Source organism: Streptomyces sp. NPDC057743 (assembly GCF_042798755.1).
Taxonomy (GTDB): Bacteria; Actinomycetota; Actinomycetes; order Streptomycetales; family Streptomycetaceae; genus Streptomyces.
In genome coordinates, this window is record NZ_JBHVJX010000030.1 from 21901 (window position 1) to 39650 (window position 17750).

Sequence of the window (17750 nt, forward strand, 5' to 3'; positions counted from 1 at the left end):
CGGCCGGCCAGGCACGGGTCAGCGCGACGGCAGCGGCCGCACCGTCGAGACCTTGTGCAACCTGATGACGATGCATAGGTTCGTTGCCGAACATGGGGGAGTGGACCTGTGCAGACCGAGGTAGAGCCTGAGAGCGAGACCACCGACAAGCGGGCTGTACGGCACGCGCTGTTGATCTCGCTGGCGAACGGGATCGGCTATCTGCCGTTCGCGTTGACCATCCCGATCCTGCCCGGTTACGTCACAGGCCGGCTGCACGGTGGCCCGGCGGAGGTCGGCGCGGTCATCGGCGGTTATGCGCTGACCTCGCTGCTGTCCCGCCCGGTGTCGGGCGCGCTGATGAACCGCCTCGGCACCCGGTCCCTGACCATCGGCGGAGCGGTGCTGACCACGGTCGCCACCGTCTGCTACCCGCTCGCCGGATCGATCGCCGAACTCATCGGCCTGCGCCTGCTGGTGGGCGTCGGCATGGGCGTGATGCTGGCCGCGACCGGGGTCTGGCCGGTGCAACTGGTCGCCAAGGACCGGCAGAGCTGGGCGCTGGGCCTGGGCGGCACCGTCAACTATCTGGCCATCGGCCTGGGCGCACCGCTGGGTACGCTCCTCGACCACCTGGTGGGCACGGCCACCACGTTCGTGATCGCCGGCCTGATCGCCCTGCTCGTCATCCCCATCGCCTTGTGCGTACCGGAGGTGCGTCTGCCCCCGAAGACGGAGCGGACCGGCATCGAGCGGGGCCGGACACTGCTCGGCACCGTGCTGCCCAGCATCGCGCTGGTCTTCACCGCGTTCGGCTTCGCGGCCGTCTCCAGCTTCGTGGTCGCGAAGTTCAACGCCCTTGGGATCACCGGGGGAGCAGCCGTGATCACCGCGTACTCCCTGACCGTGGTGGTGTTACGCATAGCGGGCACCTGGATCCGCTGGGAGGCCACGCGACTAGTGGCGCTCATCGGCCTGTTCCTCGTCGAGGCCCTGGGGCTCGCGCTCATCGGGGTGTCGGACGTCCTCGGTGTGGGGGTGCTCGGCGGCGTACTCATCGGTGTGGGCATGTGGCAGATCTACCCGGTGCTGGGGCTGTTCGTGGTGCGCTCGGTCAGCGAACGCCAGCGCGCCGCGGCGCTGTCGACCTTCGGGGCCTGCTTCACCGCGGGCGTCGCCGCCGGCAGCGGCTCCCTCGGCCTCGTTGCCCAAGCAGCCGGATACCAGGCGATGTTCCTCGTCTGCGCGGCCTGTGTCGTGCTGGGACTACTGGTGGCCGTGGCCGCGACCCGCGTCGCCCGGATCGGTTGACCTGACAACCTCCGATCGGGTCCGGCGCCCGACGTCAGTGGGCGGGAGGCCCGCGTGGTCGTTGCCACCGCGGGCTTCCCGCCCAGTCACGCTGACGATCAGGCCGACTCGGCCGTGTGGGCGGCGAGTTCGCCCAGGACGCGGGCCGCCGGGGCCGGGTCGACCAGCCACTTCAGGTGGCTGCTTTCAAGGGTGCGGACGTCGTACGGGTTGTCCGGCGTCAGGGCGTTGCCCTCGCGGATCAGCCGGTCCTGGAGCGCGAGCGACAGGCTCGCGTCGTCGGCCAGGCGGACGTAGGTCTTCGGGATGCGGCCCCAAGTCGCGGCCTGTGCGCGGTCGCTGGCGGTACCGCCGTCCAGATTCTCGTCGGGCTGGAAGGTGTTGAGGAAGGTCAGGAACTCCTCGTCGGTGCCGTCGGCGAGGAAAGCCGCCTTGAACGCCGCGAGGGTGTCCGGGTCCGCGGTGCGGAAGTTGAAGCGCAGCAGGCCGAGTTCGGCCGGGTTCCCGACCATCGCGGGCGCGAGCGAGCTGCCGTCGTACGCGGCCATCTCCGGCTCGGCGTAGTAGTCGTTGACGTCGAGATCGACCGGGCACCAGGCCGAGACGTAGACGAGGCGGTCGATCAGGTCCGGACGCGCGTTGGCCGCGGCGGTGGCCGTGATGCCGCCGCGACTGTGCGCGACGAGGATCACCGGGCCGTTCTCCTTGGCCCGTTCCAGGACGGTGATGAGGTGCCTGGCGTTGTCGGCGAGCGTGACGCCCTTGATCGAGCCGGGCGCGGCGGCGAGCGCTTCGAGGTCCTGCGGTGCCTGGTACGCGCGCGAGTAACTTGCCTGGAAGCCGTGGCCGGGGAGGTCGACGGCGACCGAACGGTGCCCGAGAAGGCCGAGTTCGGCCTGGAGCGGCGCGAAGGAGAAGGAGTTCGCGAAGGCTCCGTGAACCAGTACGAACGTCGGCTGCATCTGTTTACTCACTCTCTGCGTCTCGGCCGCACCGACGACACATGCGGCCGAGGGGCAACGCGAACGGCTGTCCGCTCGCTCCGATATCCCGGGGAGAGTACGCAGCGAAAGATCATCGGAGCAACCGGTTTGGATGCTTCCGCTTTGTGCGCCCTTCCTCGGCGAAGGCAGCGTCCGCCGAGCACGGAACGGCTGTGGGGATGACGATGGGAGCGGGGGAGCGAAGGGGAGCATCGAGAGTGCCCTGATCCAATCGGCAGCCAGGCAGCCAGGCAGCCAGGCAGCCAGGCGGCAGGCAGACCGACGGACAGACAGACAAGGCGGCGGACATGGACGTCACGGTGCGGGAGGAGAGCCCGTTCCGGTACCGCATCGAGCGGGAGGGCGCCATGCGCGTGCCCGGTGTCGTCTTCGCCAGTCGAGAGCTGCTGCCGCAGGCCGTCGGGGACCGGGCCCTGGAACAGGTGGTGAACGTGGCGACGCTGCCCGGGATCGTCCGCGCCTCGTACGCCATGCCCGACGTGCACTGGGGGTACGGCTTTCCCATCGGTGGGGTCGCCGCCACGGACGTCGATGCGGGTGGTGTCGTGTCGCCGGGCGGGGTGGGTTTCGACATCTCCTGCGGCGTCCGGCTGCTGGCCGCGCACATGGAACGGGCCGAGCTGGCGCCCCACTTGAAGACGCTGATGGACATCCTGGGGGACACCGTTCCGCGGGGCGCGGGGCGCGGCGGGCTGTGGAAGATCTCCGGACGCGCACAGATGGAGAAGCTGCTCGCCGGCGGCGCCCGGTACGCGGTCGAAAGCGGCCACGGTGTCCCGCGCGACCTGGAACGCTGCGAGGACCGCGGGGCGCTGGCGGACGCGGACCCGGGCCAGGTCGGCCAACGCGCCATCGAGCGCGGACTGCAACAGGTCGGCAGCCTGGGCTCGGGCAACCACTTCCTCGAAGTCCAGGCAGTGGACCGGGTGTACGACGCCAGGGCCGCGGCCGCCTTCGGCCTGCGGGCCGGCCAGGTCTGCGTGATGATCCACTGTGGCTCCCGCGGCCTCGGCCACCAGGTGTGCACCGATCACGTCCGGGTCATGGACCAGTCACTGCGCGCTTACGGCATCAAGATCCCGGACCGCCAACTGGCCTGCGCACCCGTCGTCTCGCGATCCGGTCGCAACTACCTCGGGGCGATGGCCGCGGCCGCCAACTACGGCCGCGCCAACCGGCAACTGCTCACCCAGGCCGCGCGCCGGGCCTTCGCCACCGCCGCCGGCGTCGACGTGGACCTGGTGTACGACGTCTCCCACAACATGGCCAAGGTCGAGACCCATGCGGTCGACGGTGCGAGGCGTCGGCTCTGCGTCCACCGCAAGGGGGCCACGCTGGCTCTGCCTGCTGGCCACCCCGGCCTGTCGGGGGCGCTCGCCGAGGCCGGCCAGCCCGTTCTCGTACCCGGCACCATGGGCACCGCCTCGTACGTCATGGTCGGCACGCCAGGCAACGACGCGTTCTTCTCCGCCTGCCACGGCGCGGGGCGGGTGTGGAGCAGGCACCGGGCCCTTCGCGAGGTCCAAGGGGAGCACTTGCGGAGCGTGTTGGAGTCGCGCGGCATCGCGGTCCGGCCCTCGTCGTGGCGCGGCCTCGCCGAGGAGGCCCCCGACGCCTACAAGGACGTCGACGCGGTCGCCGCCGCCACCGAAGGCGCCGGACTGGCCCGACTGGTCGCCAGGCTGATCCCATTGGGCGTCGTCAAAGGGTGAGGTGAGGGCGGGGCGGACCAGGAGCAGTAGCCAGGGCGAGAGGAGCAGTAGCCGGGACGAGCGGCCCGGTCACACGTCGAGCGTGACCGAGCAGTGCCAACCATCCGGCCCGCCCCCGCATGCCAACCCATGCAGCGTGACCGCTTTCGGTGCGGCCCCCGTGACTGGCAGCGACCCGATGTCTGTCATGGCGAGGAGGGCCCGCAGGCCGCCGCGGACGGGCACCAGCTCCACCTCGACCGGAGCCTCGTTCTGTGCGTCGAGCCAGTAGACGACCTCTTCCAACAGGGCCACCAGCAGGTCCTCGTCCGTATCCGCCCGCACCCTCACCTCCCGACGACGCGCACCCGTCTCGCCCTCCGCGCCCGCCAGGTCCAGGAAGGACGCGCAGACGCCTCGCACTGCCTGGGCCAGGCACACCTCACGGGTCGGGCCCCACGCCTCGACCCGCAGGTCCGCGGTGTGCGGAACGCTGCGGTACCCGCCGGCTCGCGGGCAGGCGCCGGCCCCCGTCATGGTTGTGGCGCGTCAGGCTCGGCGGCGGGGCGTGGGGAACCGGCGGCCCAGGCAAGGGCGGCGTCGAGGTCGTCGTAGGCGAAGCGACGCACCTCGGACTGGACGAGGTGGTTGGCAACACGGGGCGCCAACGCGGCGACCTGGCCGTCCACCGCCAACGCGATCCGCTCGACCCGCCGGTGATGACCGCGGACGCAGCGCACATGGCGGAACAGGCTGCCGAGGTTCTCCCAGCCCGGGAACCCGTGCGCATGGATCACGACTCCAGGCAGTGTGTCGTGGGTCTGCAACCAGTCGTCCGCGGTCGCCGCCAGGGCCTCGAAGTCCTGGGCGCGCAGCGGGCGTTCGATATCGACGAGGAGCACGCCGGAGTCGGGCAGGAGTCGATGGGACACGCCCGAGCCGGCCGGCAGCGACGCCAACCACGCCACGGCCTCCTCGCGCTCCTGCGTGCCGAAGACATGCACGGGGCAGGGCATCAGGAAGCGCGCCAGGCGAGTCGTCTCCCGAATCCAGCCCGCATCGCTCACGACCGCGCAGCCGTCGCACAGCCGCATCGCGGCGGGGGCGACCTTGAGGTCCTCCCAACCGGCGCCCGGTGTGAACGAACGGAACTCCGGCCCGATCTCGCACAGCACGCGCAGGCGGCGCCCTTCCCTACGGGCCTCGTCCACGAGCGGCTTCACCACCGTCTCGTAGTCACCCTTCGACACCGTGCCGATCGCCTGCACCACGTCGATGCCTGCGGGCGCGTCCTTGGCGTACTTCAGCATGGCGTTTCTCCCTCCGCGAGGGGTGGAGCTCGTTTCCTACAGCCCCTACCGCCCATTATTTCGCGCGCGCGGAAAGTCGACGCTGCGCTGCGCGTGCCGGCATCGCCCTGTGTGTACCGGTGCGCTACCCACGGTGAGTTGGGTGCTCGTCCCGGTTCGACCCGGGGTGCGTGACCGCGCAGCATGGGAACAGGGAGCGGAAGAGGACGATGCCGTCCTCCGCTCCCGTGAGGCCCAGGCCCTGGCGCCGTCGTGGATCGGAGCTTGCATGCAGCCGCCCGAACAGCTCCCGCGACCGGAGCCGCAGCTCCCCGACGACCTGCGGCAGCGACCGGATGCCGAGGGCGGCCGTTCCCAGGCACAGCTCCAGGCACTGCTGGACGCGGTGCTGGCCATCAGCCGGGAGCTGGAACTGCCTGCGGTGCTGCACCGGATCGTCACCACCGCCATGGACCTGGTCGATGCCCGCTACGGGGCGTTGGGCGTGTTGCACGAGTCCGGCCAGTACCTGGAGGCGTTCATCGTCGCCGGCCTGTCGGAGGAGGAACGGACCGCCTTGGAGGGCCTGGAGTTCCCACGCGGCCGCGGACTGCTCGGCCATCTCATCCGCCACCCCGAACCGCTCCGCGTCGACGACATGGGCTCCCACCCGGCCGCGGTCGGCTTCCCGCCCAACCACCCGCGCATGCGCACCCTGCTCGGGGTCGCCGTCAGCGTGCGCGGCCGGATCTACGGCGACCTGTACCTGACCGAGCGCCGCGACGGCCGCCCCTTCGACCTCGTCGACGAGGAGGTCGTCGTCGCGCTCGCGGGGGCCGCCGGCATCGCCATCGACAACGCCCGCCTCTTCGCGCAGGTCCGCGACAGCGCCGAGCAGTTCCAACGCCTGCTGCTGCCCACCTTGCCCGACCTCGCACCGTTCACCGGCGCGGCCGTCTACCGGCCCGCCGCCGCACCCGCCCACCTGGGCGGTGACTGGTACGACGCCGCCTGGCTCCCCGACGGCGCCGTCGGCATCGTCATCGGCGACGTGGTCGGCCACGACCTGCACGCCGCGGCAGCCATGGCGGCCACCCGCAACATGCTGCGCGCCCTGCTGTACGACCGCTGCACCCCACCGAGCGCCATCCTCACCCGGCTCGACCGCACCCTCCACGCCATCACCGACAACCCGGTCACCACCGCCTGCCTGGCCCGCATCGAACCCGCCGGCGGCGACTGGCAGTTGCACTGGTCCACCGCGGGCCACCTCCCGCCGCTGCTGATCACCCCCGACGGCGGAGCCGCATATCTGCACGCCGACCCAGGCATCCCCCTCGGCGTCGATCCCGCCCACCCCCGCGTCGACCACACCCATCCACTGCCCCCGCGCACCACCGTCGTCTTCTTCACCGACGGGCTGATCGAACACCCCGCCCACCACATCAACCAGGACCTCAACGCCCTCCTCCAACTCGCCACCGAACACGCCGAAGCGCCGCTGGACGGCCTCGTCCAGGCACTGGTCGACCACCACCCCAGCGACGGCCACGACGACATGGCCGTCCTCGCCCTGCGCACCCCGGACACCCCACCGGTCCGCCGCACAGGCTCGTGACGACCATGGCCGGGCTGCTGATCTCCGGTACGGAACTCGTCGTCCGCCTGGCATGGTGGGAGAAGGTGCTCGGGCGCCATGGCACTGTGCGCGTGCCGCTGACGGCCGTGCGCCGGGTGGCGGTCGAACCCGACTGGTGGCGCGCGCTGCGCGGCAGTCGGCGGCGCGGCCGGTGGATTCCCGAAACCCTGTGCCTGGGCATCCGCGAGCACCCCGGCGGGCGGGACTTCGTCGCCATCCGACCCCGCAGACCGGTCGTCTGCGTGGAACTGCGGGCCGCCGCCGCGCCGTTCAGCCTCCTCGCCGTCACCGTCGCGCACCCCCAGGCCACGACGGAACGCCTTCGCCGCCAACTCCCGGACATCGACCCCGCGGGCTGGCGGCAGGCAATTCCCGTGCCACCGGAAGCGGAGTGAAGGGCGTCACGCGGCGCCGACTCCACATCACTTGGTGTCGATTTGGCGAGATCCCGACCTCATCCTGCCCTTCGCCAGGGGCACGCCACCCCCGGCCGTGCCCTACGATCCCGCCATGAACCAAAGGTTCGCTGTGACGGCCGCCGTTCTGGCCGTACTCGCCGCCGCTTCGGGCTGCGCCGGGAACGGCGTGGTGGCCGAGACGACCGTCTCCTCCACCTCGTCCCCCGCGTCGCCTTCCACCTCTCTGCCTTCGGCCCTGCACCACCATGTGTGGACGCTCGCTCGGATGCTCGGCGCCCACGCGTTCCACCATCAGCGGGGCGTCTCCCACACCTCGCCCCCGACGACGGTGAACGCCCGCGTCGGCGCGGTGTTCAGCCACAACGGGACCGGTGACCACTTCTGCACCGGAAGCGTCGTGGACAGCCCCAAGAAGACCATCGTCATCACCGCGGCACACTGCATCCACACCGGCAAGGGCGGCAGTTACCAGTCGGACCTGGCCTTCGTCCCGGGATACCGCAACGGGAAGGCCCCCAACGGGGTCTGGACGATCAGCAAGATGATCGTCGACCCCCACTGGGCGCAGTCCTCCGACCCCGCCTACGACGTCGGCTTCGTCGTCGTCGACAAGCTGAAGGGAAAGCGGATCGCCGATGTGCTGGGGGCCAACCGCTTTGGCTACAACGTCGGTTACGACAAGTTCGTGAAGGTCACCGGCTATCCGGCCAGCGGTGATTCCCCCATCTCGTGCGCCAACAAGACCGTGCGGTTCCAGACCAACCAGATGAAGGTGGACTGCACCGGATACAGCGGCGGCACCAGCGGCAGCCCCTGGCTCACCAACTTCGACCGCACCACCCGCACCGGCGAGGTGATCGGCGTCATCGGCGGCTACCAGACCGGTGGCAGCACCGACGACACCTCCTACAGCCCGTACTTCAACGACGCCATCAAGTCCCTCTACGACAAGGCGGTCAGCGCCGAGAGCTGACGCGCGCGGGCACCAGGCGGGGGGATGCCGCACCAAGGCACGCCCGGATACCTGCACGTAACACGCGGTGGGTACCCTGCCGAGCTCCGGAAAGGGAGCGACGCACATGCACCAGGACGCCAGGGCGAACACCGCGATACGGATACGGCCGGGAGTTGAAGAAGACCTCCGCCAGCTCACCGACATCTACAACCACTACGTGACCGGCACCCCGGCCACCTTCGATGTCGAGCCCGTCCGCATCGAGGACCGCCGGCAATGGCTGGCCGATCACCCCGCAACCGGCCGGCACCGGCTGCTGGTGGCCCACGAAGCCGACACCGTCCTCGGCTACATCACCAGCAGCGCACTGCGTCCCAAGCAAGCCTTCGAGACCTCGGTGGAGACCAGCGTCTACCTTTCTCCCCACCACACCGGACGCGGCCTGGGAACCCTCCTCTACCGCGCCCTCTTCGAGGCCCTGGCCGAGGAGGACGTGCACCGCGCCTACGCGGCGATCACCCAGCCCAACGAGGCATCGATGCGCCTGCACGAGCGCCTGGGATTCCGCCCGGCCGGCATCCACCGCGAGGTCGGCCGCAAATTCGGAACGTACTGGGACGTCGCCTGGTGCGAGAAGCCCCTGCGCCAGACACCGCACAACGCCTCGGACAACCCGACGCTCGCGTCCGCCGTCTGACAACCGACGGCGCTGTCCACCCGCGCCGCACGTTGTCGGGTTCGCACAGCTCCGCGTCGCCAGGTCTGACCCTGCCCCCACCGCCGTTGCCGGACAACCTCGGTGACCATGGGCGGGTGCGACTCGATCCCGCGGACCCCGCCTTCTCCCATGACCCCTTTCCGTACTACGCCCGACTCCGCGAACAGGGGCCGGCCGCCCGGGTCGAGTTGGCGAACGGCACACGTGCCTGGCTGGTCACCGGCTACGAACCCGGCCGCGCGGTGCTCGCCGACCCCTGCTTCTCCAACGTCCCGTCGCCACGCGCCGGCCGGCCCAAGCCCCACTCGCCGGCCCAGCGCGCCCGTGCCTGCCTGGCGCGGCACATGCTCAACACCGACGCCCCCGACCACACCCGACTGCGCCGCCTGACCACCGCCGCCTTCGCCCCGCGCCGCATCGACGCCCTCCGCCCGCGGATCGACCGTCTCGCCACCGGGCTCATCGCGAGCCTGGCCGATCGGCTGTCCAGCGGCGAGACCGTAGACCTCGTCGATGCCTTCGCCTTTCCCCTTCCCATCCTGGTGATCAGCGAGGTGCTGGGCGTTCCGGAGGCCGACCGCGCAGCGCTGCGGGAATGGACCTACCGCGTCGGCTCACCCGCGGACGCGCTGCCACCGGGCGCCGTCGACGAGGCATGGGTACGGCTGCACGCCTACGTCAGCTCGCTGATCGCCGAGAAGCGACGCACGCCGGGCGACGACCTGTTCAGCGTGCTGATCGACGACTCGGCCGAAGACGCCCTCGACGACGGCGAGTTGCTCGCCATGGCCTTCCTCCTGCTCTTCGCGGGCTACGAGACGACGATGAACCTCCTCGCCTCGGCCTCCCTGCTGCTGCTCACCCACCCCGACGAACTGACGGCCGCCCAACGCGCCCCAGACACCCACTGGGCCGCTGTGGTGGAGGAAACACTGCGGTACGACAGCCCCCTGGAAGGGGCGACGTGGCGCCGCGCAACCGCGACCGTGAACCTCGGCGGCGCCGTCATACCGGCCGGCGACTCGGTCCTGGTCGTACTCGCCGCAGCCAACCGCGACCCGCACCACTTCCCGCAACCCGACGCGTTCCGCCCCTCCCGCTACCTCCCCGCCGCCGAGGCCGAACGCCCCGCCCCACACGCGGCCTTCGGACACGGACCACACTTCTGCATCGGCTCCCGCCTGGCCCGCCTGGAGGCAACGACCGCGCTCCCCCTCCTCTTCGACGCGCTACCCGACCTGTGCCTGGCCGCCGACGCAACCCAACTGCCCTACCGCCCGGGCCTCCTCGTCCGCGGCCCCCGCAGCCTGCCGGTCACCAGGTGACGCCCCAGTGGGGTTCCGCCCGGACGCACCGAAGGTAACGACTACGGTGCCGATCCGGGGTTTTTGCGCTTGTTGGCGTTGAAGCGCGCCTTCTTCTGACGGTTCCCGCAGGTGTTCATGTCGCACCATTTGCGGGTACGGCTTTGGCTGGCGTCGAAGAAGGCGGCTCGGCAGGTTGGCGATGCGCACAGGGCCAGTTTTCCGTCGCGTTCGCCCGAGAGGATGCTGATCGAGTCGGCGGCGATAACGCCGAGCGCATCTTCCACGCAGGAAGCCGAGTTGAGCCGCCATCGCCGCTGACGGTCGGGCGTCAGGATGGCCGCGGCCTGACCCTGAACGCTGCAGTCATTGATGACGCGGACGGCGGACGCGGGGAGAGCGTCCTGGAGCGCGGCCGCCGTCGCGGCGGCGTGCATCGACTCCCGCAGCAACCAAGCGAGTTCGAGCTGGGCAGTGGTGCAGGACTCCACGGCGAGGCCGTTCACCGCCAGCCAGTCGACGAGTCGCTGCGGTGTGGGGATGCGCTCCACCGCGTCGCCATGACGCTCCGTCAGAGTCGCCGTGAAGCTGGTCGCCAGCACCTTGCCGAGGCGGAAGTCAGGGAACCGAGCATGCATGGAACCACCTTAGCCGGTTGCGTGCCGGCATCGAGAGACGCTAGAACCTTCTTAGTCGGTTCGTCGACAGATCCCAGCAGGTTCCACGAAGACCAGGAGGTCTCAAGCCCATGAACCGTCTGACCAGCGACGTGCAAGCATGCGAAGCCCACGCGACCGACGCCGACCTCGACGAGCTGCGTGCGCGACTGGCCGCGGCGCGGCTGCCGGAGGCTGAGACGGTCCATCGCGCCGCGCCCGACCCCCGTCGATGGGACCAGGGCGTTCCTCGTGCCGACCTCGTGGACCTCGTGAACTACTGGCGCACCGCGTACGACTGGCGGTCGTTCGAAGCGCGCCTCAACGGGATCGGCCAGTTCCGCACGACCGTTGACGGCCTGGGAATCCACTTCCTGCACCGCCGGTCCGCGCGCGCAGACGCCACTCCTCTGATCATGACGCACGGCTGGCCAGGCAGCATTGCTGAGTTCATCGATGTGGTAGACGAGTTGGCAGATCCGAAAGACGCGGACGCGCCGGCGTTCCATGTCGTGGTCCCGTCGTTGCCGGGTTTTGGCTACAGCGACAAACCGACCACCACAGGGTGGGGCATCGAAAAGATCGCGGCCGCATGGGTGGAGCTGATGGGAAGGCTCGGCTACCACAAGTTCCTCGCCCACGGCGGCGACTGGGGAGGCCCGATCACCACGATCCTGGGCGGCAGGTACCCGGAGCAGGTTCTCGGCATCCACACCACGACCGCGCAGGCACCGCCCGGGTTGACCACGGACGGACTGACGGCGGCCGAGCGCAAGTGGACCGAGGACACCCACGATTTCTGGAGCCACCGCGCGGCGTTCGCGAAGCTACAGGCGGCCCGACCGCAGACCATCGGCTACTCGCTCGTCGATTCACCGGTCGGGCTTCTTGCCTGGATCCTGGACAAGTTCGCCGAGTGGACGGATACCGAAGACAGCCCGTTCGAGACGATTTCCAGGGACAGGTTTCTTGACAACGTCACCCTGTACTGGCTGACGCGGAGCGGCGCATCGTCGGCCCGCATCTACTACGAGAGCCACCTCTCGCTCGACCCCGAACTTCGGGTCGACGTCCCGTCGGCAATCGTCGTGTATCCCCGCGACATCGAAAAGTGCCCGCGGGCCTGGGCACAGGAGCGGTACCGACGGATCGTCCGATGGCGGTCGCCCGAAACCGGGGGCCACTTCCCGTCGTTGGAGGTTCCCGAGTATTTCGTCAAGGATCTGCAAGACGGCCTCGCGGCCGTGCTGGCCGCTCATCGGTGAACGCGACCGGGCCCGAGCGCGACGACGCGCCAAGGGCGGGTTGAGGGTGGCACGGGCGACGCCCGCCCCGCCCTCACGGCACCACGGGCTGATCCCAACTCTCCGCGTCCGGCGTGCCGGCCAGGCGCCGCAACGCCTCCTGGGCCGGTGAACCGGGCGCGGCCGTGTAGATGGTCAGCGCCTGGTCCGGACTGTCGGGGATACGGAAGGTCTCGAACTTCAGGGCCAGCGGTCCGACCAGCGGGTGGTAGAGGGGCTTGTCGCCGTGGGTCTCGTCCCGGATGGTGTGGTCGGCCCACATCCTGCGGAAGTCCTCGCTACGGGTGGACAGTTCGTCGATGAGGTCCGCCAACTCCTCGTCGTCCGGGTGCCTGCCCGCGTCGACCCGGAGAAACGCCACCGTGTCGTCCGCCTTACGCTGCCAGTTCACATAACGGTGCCGGGACGTTTCGTCGAGAAACGTGAGCCGGGCCAGATTTCGCTGCTCCTCGGGAAGCCGCGGAAAATCGGCGATGAGCACGCGCGCCATACGATTCCAGGAAAGTACCTGCAGGCGACGCCCCACCACATAAGCGGGCGCGTGCTCCAGCGACTCCAATACGTGCTGAAGCCCGGGCCGGACTTGCTGTGACGGCGGTTTCGGCCCCTCGGCCTCCGCATGCACCAGGGCGTAAAGGTGCTGCCGTTCGGCCGCCGACAGGCGCAGCGCGGCGGCCACGGAATCGAGCACCTGCGGCGAGACATTCCCGCTGCGCCCCTGCTCCAGCCGCACGTAATAGTCCACGCTGACCCCGGCGAGCAGCGCCAACTCCTCGCGCCGCAACCCCGGCACCCGCCGGCGCGACGCCGCCGGCAGGCCAACGTCCTGCGGCTGCACCCGGGCCCGCCGGGACCGCAGGAAATCACGCAACTCGGCCCGTCGATCCATGGCTCCATTATGCCCGAACCCAAGGGTGGTACTGCCAAACCCAGGAACGCCATCACCAGGAATGCCGTACCCCAGGAAAGGCGTAACGAAGGGAAAGGCGAACCTGCTTGTGGGCTTGCTCCACGCCCTGAGATCACCGCAAAGTCGAGTACGTCGCCGCTACGCCACGGGCAATGAGGGTGGAGGGGCGGGGAGCTACGAAGGAAATGCCGATCGCCGATACCGCCGGCATTACCGACGTCGCCGACACCAAGCGACAGCGACACCGCCAAACGACACGCGGAAATTCCTGGGAGCACAACATGAGCGAAAGGCTTCGCATAGTCATCGGGAGTGACTTCCGAGGGCTGGCGTACAAGGACTCTCTCAAGGCGTTCCTGGAGAACGACCCGCGGGTGGCCTCGGTGCAGGACGTCGGCGTCACCGGCGACACCCACACCGGCTACCCGCACATCGCGGTGGACGCCGCCGAGATCGTCGCCGACGGCGAGGCCGACCGCGCGCTGCTCATCTGCGGCACCGGCCTGGGCATGGCCATCAGTGCCAACCTCGTCCCCGGCATCCGCGCCGTCACCGTCAACGACGCCTACCAGGTCGAGGGGTCGGTCCTGCTCAACAACGCCCAGGTGATGGCCCTCGGCCAGATGTGCGTCAGCCTGCACCACGCCCAGGCCCTGGTCGACCAGTGGCTGGGCCTGCGCTACGACCCCACCTCCGAGTGGGCGCCCCTCATGGACGCGATGGTCGACTACGAGGCCGAGTACCCGCACAAGGCCAGTGCCGTCGACCCGCGCCAGACCACCCCTTCCTGTGCCTGACCCGCCCCCTGCCCCCCTGCCCCCTCCCGCAAAGGACCTCAACTCCCCATGACCACCCGGAAGATCCCCTACCTGCCCGGCGGTCGCGCACCGGAACACCTGCGCCACGCCCCGGACTTCGGACGCCTCGGCAGGCACTTCTTCGCCATCGACAAGCCGGTCGCCCACACCACCGCCAGCGGGGCGGCCGCCTGATGCACTGCTTCGACTGCGCCGCACTCGACCGCGAAACCGTGGCGGTCGCCCTGTGCCAGGGCTGCGGTGCCGGCCAGTGCTCCGCCCACGTGATCGTCGCGCAACGCGAAGTCCGTCGCCTGGCGGGCCTCGGGCAAGTCTCCTCGCCCGACACCGCCCGCCGTATGACGTGCGCGGCCTGCCAGGGAGCCAACCGAACCGTCTCCGCCTGACCCCCGGGCGCCTTGGGCAACACACCGCCCAGGCACTCACGGCCCCGGACTTCCATCACCACGCCGATCAACCCGGCTGAACGCTGAACAAGGACACCCCATCATGATCTTCATCACCGCCAAGTTCCTCGTCCGTCCCGAACATGCCGACCGGTGGCCGCAGATCGCGGCCGACTTCACCGCCGCCACCCGCGCCGAGCCCGGTTGCCTGTGGTTCGACTGGTCCCGCAGCGTGGACAACCCCAACGAGTACGTCCTCGTCGAGGCGTTCCGCGACGACGAGGCCGGGGCGACGCACGTCCAGTCCGCCCACTTCAAGGCCGCCCAGCAGACCCTGCCCCCGCATCTCGTGGAGACCCCCAGGGTCGTGAACTTCGCCGTTCCGCAAGGTGGTTGGTCGGAGCTGGGCGAGATGGCGGTCGGCGAGAGGTGACTTGACCGGGAAGATAACTGCGTAGCCGTCGGGTGCGCGGTGCCGGTATTGTCCGGTAGGCCGTACCCGCGGCTTCCCGGTAGTGCAGAGAGTGATCCACATGGCCAGCCAGCAAGCAACGACGACCCTTTGGCGCCCCACCGGCCCCAAGGAGCTGGACCTGGTCCGCGAGTTGGACTGGCGCGGATGGCCGCCCCGCCTCCCCGAGCAGCCGATCTTCTATCCCGTCCTCAACGAGGACTACGCGATCAAGATCGCGAGGGACTGGAACGTGAAGCACGATGGCGCCGGGTTCGTCACCCGGTTCGAGGTCGACTCGGACTTCTTGAGCCGGTATCCCGTCCAACAGGCCGGCGGCCAGACGATCCTTGAACTCTGGGTTCCGGCTGAGGAGTTGGCGGACTTCAACGCGCACATCGTCGGCAGGATCCAGGTCGTCCACGAGTTCCGCTAAACCGCTAGGACGGGAAGCTCGCTGACCAACCCTCCCAAGGAAACCCTCGTTGACCCCACATTCCCTTGCGTTCTACGTGGACGCGGTCACGTCCGGAACCGTGCTCGGCGAGTGCGTTGCATGGAACAGGGCGCGCTACGGTCAGCAGGCCACCGGCTGAACCACGCTGCCCGAGCTGGCTGGTCCGGAGCGGCTGCATCTGTGGGGGCGCACTGTTGGGTGCGCCCCGTTTCGCTTCATGGGGACGGGATGCCTTGGACCGTCGGGGCTACCGTGTCATTTCCGGGTCACTGGTGGACGGTCCAGTGATCATTGGAGCCTGCCTGGACGAACTTCAGCGGCGGGCACAGGAAGGCGTTGGGATCGGGGTTGGCGTCGGTCCACGGCGAGTCGGACGGGCTCGCCGGCTTCCAGGCACCGTTGCTGCGCAGCTGCACGGCGCTGCTGTCGAAGGTGGTGTCCCGTGCCTCCGTGCAGTAATAGCCCTCTCCGGTAGCCGGGTTGACGCTCGCATAGATCTCGAACATGTCCCATCCGTGATCCAGCCCGCTCTGGTCCGTCCCCGACTGCCGGAACAGCAGGTCCCAGGCGGCGGTGCGGTAGTTGTAGAGGTAGGCCGACCAGCGGTTGGCGGTGGCGTCGTCCTGCACCATCTGCACGCTGTACGCGGCCGGCCCGCCGTTGCCGGGGGTGTAGTTCTTGAGGAAGCTGTCGTCGATGGGGACGGTCTTGGCCGGGCCGATGGTCCCGCACCAGTCCCACGCCCAGATCTCGTTGCCGGTGTTGGTGTAGGCGGTCACCACTTCCATGCAGGAGTGCTGGGCCTTGGTGGTGGGCGCATAGGTGACGTTGTCCGCGTCGGTGACCGTGTAGGACGAGGCGACGGTGTGGGTGGCCATGATGCCGTCATGCGTACCGGGTTGGGGAAAGACGCCCCACCAGTTGTGGGTGACCTGGCCCGCCGGGGGAGTCGAGGTGGTTGGCCGGCCGTGGGGGGTACGGGGGTGGTGCGTCCACGCCGGGCCGGATACGGCACGGCGCCCGGCCAGGAACGTACGGACGGCTTGCGCGCGCTCGGGTGTGCTGGCCGGCGTGCGCGCTCCGACGACGACGCCGGTGTGGGGAGCCGTGGGGGAGGGCGGCGGAGTGGTCCGGGCGGTGGCCTGGTGGGTGGTGGCGGTGGCGGGGGCGGCCAGGGGCACGGTCACCAGGGTGATCAGGGCAACGGCGGTGAGGATCAGGGCGGCGAGGGGTGGAAGAGGTCTTGCTCTGGAACCGGTGCTGAGTCCGGGGCTGTTCACGGTTGACCTCCGGGGTGTGTGGGGGGTCCCTGAGCTGGTCCGAGCGTGCTGGTACGTGTCCGCTACGTGTCTGCGCCGACCTGAGCTGCCGATGTTCAGCGATATTCAGCTGTACTTGCCTGAGCGTGTCTGTGCCGGCCTGCTCTGGCCTGGACCAACTGGGGCCTAGGGGAATGTCCATGACGGGGTGTCGGGTGTCAAGGGATCCGACGTGGAGAGACGGCCCCACGCCATCCGCCGAATCGCTCGGAATCGCTGTAGCGACGCGCCGGACAAGGAGCTGAGCGGAGCAGGTCGGGCCCGCCGATAAATGCCTCGACACCGGCCGCGGTGATCGGGGACGCTTCGCGCGATGACCAGAATCGACGACACACCTCCCGCGTGGGACGAGCGCACCCAGCTCACCACGTTTCTCGACTACGCACGGGACACCGCCCGCGCCAAGTGTGCTGGCGTCTCCGCGGAGAACGCCGGCAAGGCGCTCCTGCCGGGCTCACCGCTGATGACCATGAGCGGGTTGATCAACCATCTCCGCTGGGTCGAGTATTACTGGTTCCAGGTGGTCTTCCTCGGCGAGGAAGACCGGGGCCCCTGGACCGAGGAGGACCCCGACCGCGAGATGCGGATCGCCCTCGACTTCCCGCTCACGCAATTGCTCGACGAGTACGCCGAACAGAGCGCCCGCTACCGCGAACTGGTCGCCGGGAACGACCTGGACAAGCAGGCCGAGGGAACCATCCGCAACGGCCTCCACGTCGACCTGCGCTGGATCCTCCTCCACCTCACCGAGGAGACAGCCCGCCACAACGGCCACCTGGACATCCTGCGCGAGCTGCTCGACGGCACGACCGGCGGCTAGGGCGCTTCTGACGGTTCTCCGCGGCGTCGCGGCGTCTGGCACGCACGCTCGCGGCGTTGCCGAAATGCCCCCATAGCTCCGCTATGAAGCCATCCCGGCGCCTTGCGATCGCACGCACCAGACGCCGCTCCTTCCTCCACGGAGATCCGTCAGAAGCGCCCTAGTTCCGGCGGAGATCACGGGCGGAGCCAAAGCCGGGGCGCGGCGACCGTGACGGTGCCATGGAGGAAGAAGCCGCGCCGAGCGACCTACCGGCCGACCTCGGCCAACTGGGGTGCCACGAAGGAGTTCCGCGCCGGCAGGAGGCGCTACGGCGCCGG

The 17750-nt window shown here is 69.6% G+C and carries 20 protein-coding genes; 14 read left to right on the top strand and 6 right to left on the bottom strand.

All coding sequences use genetic code 11. The annotated features are described in order from the left end of the window. Nucleotides 1–108 precede the first annotated feature (108 nt). Complete coding sequence (locus ACFVFQ_RS28780) at nt 109–1290, top strand: MFS transporter (protein ID WP_383421370.1); 1182 nt, start codon at nt 109–111, stop codon at nt 1288–1290. Between the two features lie 98 nt (nt 1291–1388). On the opposite strand, the gene ACFVFQ_RS28785 is transcribed toward ACFVFQ_RS28780, so the two are convergent. Continuing rightward, complete coding sequence (locus ACFVFQ_RS28785) at nt 1389–2252, bottom strand: alpha/beta fold hydrolase (protein WP_383421373.1); 864 nt, start codon at nt 2250–2252, stop codon at nt 1389–1391. Nucleotides 2253–2581: 329 nt separating this feature from the next. Here ACFVFQ_RS28785 and ACFVFQ_RS28790 point away from each other — a divergent pair, with 329 nt between their 5' ends. Beyond that, complete coding sequence (locus ACFVFQ_RS28790) at nt 2582–4006, top strand: RtcB family protein (RefSeq protein ID WP_383421376.1); 1425 nt, start codon at nt 2582–2584, stop codon at nt 4004–4006. Between the two features lie 69 nt (nt 4007–4075). Here ACFVFQ_RS28790 and ACFVFQ_RS28795 read toward each other — a convergent pair whose 3' ends face one another. Continuing rightward, a complete protein-coding gene (locus ACFVFQ_RS28795) occupies nt 4076–4522 on the bottom strand; it encodes an archease (protein WP_383421379.1) in 447 nt (148 codons plus the stop codon). Beyond that, nucleotides 4519–5295: an STAS/SEC14 domain-containing protein gene (locus ACFVFQ_RS28800; protein WP_383421382.1), complete on the bottom strand. Its 777-nt coding sequence runs from the start codon at nt 5293–5295 to the stop codon at nt 4519–4521. The genes ACFVFQ_RS28795 and ACFVFQ_RS28800 overlap by 4 nt, the downstream gene beginning before the upstream one ends. 268 nt (nt 5296–5563) lie before the next feature. Between ACFVFQ_RS28800 and ACFVFQ_RS28805 the strand changes: the two genes are divergently transcribed. The 5 genes from ACFVFQ_RS28805 to ACFVFQ_RS28825 all read left to right on the top strand — a co-directional run bounded on the left by ACFVFQ_RS28805 (nt 5564) and on the right by ACFVFQ_RS28825 (nt 10330). After that, entirely contained in the window at nt 5564–6892 is a 1329-nt protein-coding gene (locus ACFVFQ_RS28805; protein WP_383421385.1) for a PP2C family protein-serine/threonine phosphatase, read from the top strand. A gap of 5 nt (nt 6893–6897) precedes the next feature. Further along, nucleotides 6898–7308, top strand: a complete 411-nt coding sequence (locus ACFVFQ_RS28810) for a hypothetical protein (protein ID WP_383421611.1) — start codon at nt 6898–6900, stop codon at nt 7306–7308. 115 nt (nt 7309–7423) lie between these two features. Continuing rightward, nucleotides 7424–8305, top strand: a complete 882-nt coding sequence (locus ACFVFQ_RS28815) for a trypsin-like serine peptidase (RefSeq protein ID WP_383421390.1) — start codon at nt 7424–7426, stop codon at nt 8303–8305. 106 nt (nt 8306–8411) lie between these two features. Then, nucleotides 8412–8984, top strand: a complete 573-nt coding sequence (locus ACFVFQ_RS28820) for a GNAT family N-acetyltransferase (protein ID WP_383421394.1) — start codon at nt 8412–8414, stop codon at nt 8982–8984. A gap of 116 nt (nt 8985–9100) precedes the next feature. Beyond that, complete coding sequence (locus ACFVFQ_RS28825) at nt 9101–10330, top strand: cytochrome P450 (protein WP_383421397.1); 1230 nt, start codon at nt 9101–9103, stop codon at nt 10328–10330. Between the two features lie 41 nt (nt 10331–10371). Here ACFVFQ_RS28825 and ACFVFQ_RS28830 read toward each other — a convergent pair whose 3' ends face one another. Then, on the bottom strand, nt 10372–10947 hold the full coding sequence (locus tag ACFVFQ_RS28830; protein WP_383421400.1) for a CGNR zinc finger domain-containing protein: 576 nt from the start codon (nt 10945–10947) through the stop codon (nt 10372–10374). Between the two features lie 110 nt (nt 10948–11057). Between ACFVFQ_RS28830 and ACFVFQ_RS28835 the strand changes: the two genes are divergently transcribed. Next, nucleotides 11058–12230 carry an epoxide hydrolase family protein gene (locus ACFVFQ_RS28835; RefSeq protein ID WP_383421403.1) on the top strand — a complete coding sequence of 391 codons (1173 nt, stop codon included), beginning with the start codon at nt 11058–11060 and terminating at the stop codon, nt 12228–12230. Nucleotides 12231–12303: 73 nt separating this feature from the next. On the opposite strand, the gene ACFVFQ_RS28840 is transcribed toward ACFVFQ_RS28835, so the two are convergent. Continuing rightward, on the bottom strand, nt 12304–13158 hold the full coding sequence (locus tag ACFVFQ_RS28840) for a helix-turn-helix domain-containing protein (protein WP_383421406.1): 855 nt from the start codon (nt 13156–13158) through the stop codon (nt 12304–12306). Nucleotides 13159–13460: 302 nt separating this feature from the next. On the opposite strand from ACFVFQ_RS28840, the gene ACFVFQ_RS28845 reads away from it, so the two are divergent. The 5 genes from ACFVFQ_RS28845 to ACFVFQ_RS28865 all read left to right on the top strand — a co-directional run bounded on the left by ACFVFQ_RS28845 (nt 13461) and on the right by ACFVFQ_RS28865 (nt 15270). After that, the gene (locus ACFVFQ_RS28845) at nt 13461–13976 is read left to right on the top strand and encodes an RpiB/LacA/LacB family sugar-phosphate isomerase (RefSeq protein ID WP_383421410.1); all 516 of its coding nucleotides are present in this window, start codon (nt 13461–13463) and stop codon (nt 13974–13976) included. 48 nt (nt 13977–14024) lie between these two features. Continuing rightward, complete coding sequence (locus ACFVFQ_RS28850; RefSeq protein WP_383421413.1) at nt 14025–14171, top strand: hypothetical protein; 147 nt, start codon at nt 14025–14027, stop codon at nt 14169–14171. After that, nucleotides 14171–14383: a DUF2180 family protein gene (locus ACFVFQ_RS28855; protein ID WP_383421416.1), complete on the top strand. Its 213-nt coding sequence runs from the start codon at nt 14171–14173 to the stop codon at nt 14381–14383. Before ACFVFQ_RS28850 ends, ACFVFQ_RS28855 begins: the two co-directional genes overlap by 1 nt. 103 nt (nt 14384–14486) lie before the next feature. Continuing rightward, nucleotides 14487–14816 (top strand): putative quinol monooxygenase, encoded by a 330-nt coding sequence (locus ACFVFQ_RS28860; RefSeq protein ID WP_383421419.1) that lies wholly within the window; start codon nt 14487–14489, stop codon nt 14814–14816. Nucleotides 14817–14916: 100 nt separating this feature from the next. Beyond that, entirely contained in the window at nt 14917–15270 is a 354-nt protein-coding gene (locus ACFVFQ_RS28865; RefSeq protein WP_383421421.1) for a hypothetical protein, read from the top strand. Nucleotides 15271–15557: 287 nt separating this feature from the next. Here the strand turns inward: ACFVFQ_RS28865 and ACFVFQ_RS28870 are convergent, their stop codons facing one another. After that, nucleotides 15558–16571 carry a carbohydrate-binding protein gene (locus tag ACFVFQ_RS28870; RefSeq protein WP_383421424.1) on the bottom strand — a complete coding sequence of 338 codons (1014 nt, stop codon included), beginning with the start codon at nt 16569–16571 and terminating at the stop codon, nt 15558–15560. A 352-nt stretch (nt 16572–16923) separates the two neighbouring features. On the opposite strand from ACFVFQ_RS28870, the gene ACFVFQ_RS28875 reads away from it, so the two are divergent. Next, on the top strand, nt 16924–17430 hold the full coding sequence (locus tag ACFVFQ_RS28875) for a DinB family protein (protein WP_383421427.1): 507 nt from the start codon (nt 16924–16926) through the stop codon (nt 17428–17430). Nucleotides 17431–17750: the final 320 nt, after the last annotated feature.

Bases quoted from the DNA above. Each gene is read 5' to 3' on its own strand.
- ACFVFQ_RS28860 (WP_383421419.1), top strand. From the start codon at position 14,487: ATGATCTTCATCACCGCCAAGTTCCTCGTCCGTCCCGAACATGCCGAC.
- ACFVFQ_RS28835 (WP_383421403.1), top strand. From the start codon at position 11,058: ATGAACCGTCTGACCAGCGACGTGCAAGCATGCGAAGCCCACGCGACC.
- ACFVFQ_RS28840 (WP_383421406.1), bottom strand. From the start codon at position 13,158: ATGGATCGACGGGCCGAGTTGCGTGATTTCCTGCGGTCCCGGCGGGCC.
- ACFVFQ_RS28850 (WP_383421413.1), top strand. From the start codon at position 14,025: ATGACCACCCGGAAGATCCCCTACCTGCCCGGCGGTCGCGCACCGGAA.
- ACFVFQ_RS28795 (WP_383421379.1), bottom strand. From the start codon at position 4,522: ATGACGGGGGCCGGCGCCTGCCCGCGAGCCGGCGGGTACCGCAGCGTT.
- ACFVFQ_RS28800 (WP_383421382.1), bottom strand. From the start codon at position 5,295: ATGCTGAAGTACGCCAAGGACGCGCCCGCAGGCATCGACGTGGTGCAG.
- ACFVFQ_RS28820 (WP_383421394.1), top strand. From the start codon at position 8,412: ATGCACCAGGACGCCAGGGCGAACACCGCGATACGGATACGGCCGGGA.
- ACFVFQ_RS28810 (WP_383421611.1), top strand. From the start codon at position 6,898: ATGGCCGGGCTGCTGATCTCCGGTACGGAACTCGTCGTCCGCCTGGCA.
- ACFVFQ_RS28845 (WP_383421410.1), top strand. From the start codon at position 13,461: ATGAGCGAAAGGCTTCGCATAGTCATCGGGAGTGACTTCCGAGGGCTG.
- ACFVFQ_RS28865 (WP_383421421.1), top strand. From the start codon at position 14,917: ATGGCCAGCCAGCAAGCAACGACGACCCTTTGGCGCCCCACCGGCCCC.
- ACFVFQ_RS28855 (WP_383421416.1), top strand. From the start codon at position 14,171: ATGCACTGCTTCGACTGCGCCGCACTCGACCGCGAAACCGTGGCGGTC.
- ACFVFQ_RS28805 (WP_383421385.1), top strand. From the start codon at position 5,564: ATGCAGCCGCCCGAACAGCTCCCGCGACCGGAGCCGCAGCTCCCCGAC.
- ACFVFQ_RS28790 (WP_383421376.1), top strand. From the start codon at position 2,582: ATGGACGTCACGGTGCGGGAGGAGAGCCCGTTCCGGTACCGCATCGAG.
- ACFVFQ_RS28785 (WP_383421373.1), bottom strand. From the start codon at position 2,252: ATGCAGCCGACGTTCGTACTGGTTCACGGAGCCTTCGCGAACTCCTTC.
- ACFVFQ_RS28815 (WP_383421390.1), top strand. From the start codon at position 7,424: ATGAACCAAAGGTTCGCTGTGACGGCCGCCGTTCTGGCCGTACTCGCC.
- ACFVFQ_RS28875 (WP_383421427.1), top strand. From the start codon at position 16,924: ATGACCAGAATCGACGACACACCTCCCGCGTGGGACGAGCGCACCCAG.
- ACFVFQ_RS28830 (WP_383421400.1), bottom strand. From the start codon at position 10,947: ATGCATGCTCGGTTCCCTGACTTCCGCCTCGGCAAGGTGCTGGCGACC.